The following is a 1542-nucleotide window of genomic DNA, read 5'->3' as shown; positions in this document are numbered from 1 at the left end:
CACGGAGGAGGAACTCCTCCCGCACCTGACCGAGACCGTCGGCATCGCAGCCATCAACTCGCCGTCCTCCGTGGTGATTTCGGGTGTCGAGGCGGACGTCGACGCGATCGCGGCGGACTTCGCGGGCCAAGGTCGTAAGACGACCCGGCTGCGGGTCTCGCACGCCTTCCACTCCCCGCTGATGGACCCCGCCCTCGCCGACTTCCGCGCGGTGGCGGAGACCGTCACCTACAACACCCCGTCCATCCCGGTGGTCTCCGGCGTGCACGGCGAGATCACGGACGAGTGGGGTACTCCGGACTACTGGACCCGGCACCTCCGCGAAGCCGTCCGCTTCGCCGACACCGTCACCCACCTCCACGACCGAGGCGTCGAGACCTTCCTGGAGCTGGGCCCTGACGCGATTCTCACCGCGCTCGGCGCTCAGACGCTGGGCGAGGTCGAAGGCACGGCCTTCGTCCCGGCGCTTCGACGCAAGCGCCCGGAGGCGCGCGAGTTCGTCGCGGCGGTGGGCCGGGCGCATACGCAGGGTGTGCCGGTCGACTGGGCGGCCTATTTCGGCGCCGCCGGCGAACGCTGGACCGATCTGCCGACCTACGCCTTCCAGCACGAGCGGTACTGGGTGGAGCCCACCGAGGCCTCCGGCGCGGGACCGGTCTCGGCCGGTCTGGAGGCCGTCGGGCACCCTCTGCTCGGCGCGGCCATCGTCTCCGCCGACTCCGGCGAGGTCGTGCTCACCGGACGGCTGTCGGTCGACACCCAGCCCTGGCTGGCCGACCACGACGTCCTCGGCACGATCCTGTTCCCCGGCACCGGCTTCGTCGAACTAGCGGTCCGCGCGGGCGACCACGCGGGCTGCGAGCGGGTCGAGGAACTGACCCTGCACGCGCCGCTCGTCCTGCCCGAGCGCGGCGGCGTCGCCGTACAGGTGTGGGTGGGCGCCCCGGACGCGGCAGGCCGCCGTTCCGTGACCATCCACTCGCGCCCCGAGCACGCCGACGACGCCGAATGGACCCGGCACGCCGAAGGCACCCTCGCACCGGAGGGCGCCATCCCGGCCGCCGACCTGACCGCGTGGCCGCCGCCCGGCGCCACGCCGACCGCCGTCGAGGGCGCCTACGCCCTGCTGCTCGACCGCGGCTACCACTACGGCCCCGTCTTCCAGGGCCTCAAGGCCGCCTGGTCCTCCGGCGACTCCCTGTACGCGGAGGTCGCTCTCCCTGAGCAGGCGCACGCCGACGCGGCCGAGTTCGGGATCCACCCCGCGCTGCTCGACGCCGCCATGCACGTGGCGCTGATCGACGACGGCTCCAGCACCGACGAGTCCACCGTCCTGCCGTTCTCCTGGAACGACGTCAGCCTGCACGCCGCCGGCGCGGCCACGCTCCGGGTCGCCATCGTCCCGTCGGGCCCGAACACGGTGACCGTCACCGTGGCCGACGCCACGGGCGCTCCCGTCCTGACGGTCGGCTCCCTGATCTCGCGTCCGGTGTCTCAGGAGCAGTTGTCGGGTGGTCGGCAGGAGTCGCTGCATGAGATCGG

General features: G+C 72.8%; 1 protein-coding gene. It reads left to right on the top strand.

What is annotated here, in order from left to right; translation table 11 throughout:
* On the top strand, window positions 1–1542 hold a 1542-nt coding region (locus IE277_RS46610), incomplete at both ends, for a polyketide synthase dehydratase domain-containing protein (protein WP_189960184.1).

The organism is Streptomyces alanosinicus (genome assembly GCF_014650595.1).
Taxonomy (GTDB): domain Bacteria; phylum Actinomycetota; class Actinomycetes; order Streptomycetales; family Streptomycetaceae; genus Streptomyces; species Streptomyces alanosinicus.
This window is presented reverse-complemented; position numbering and strand designations above follow the sequence as displayed.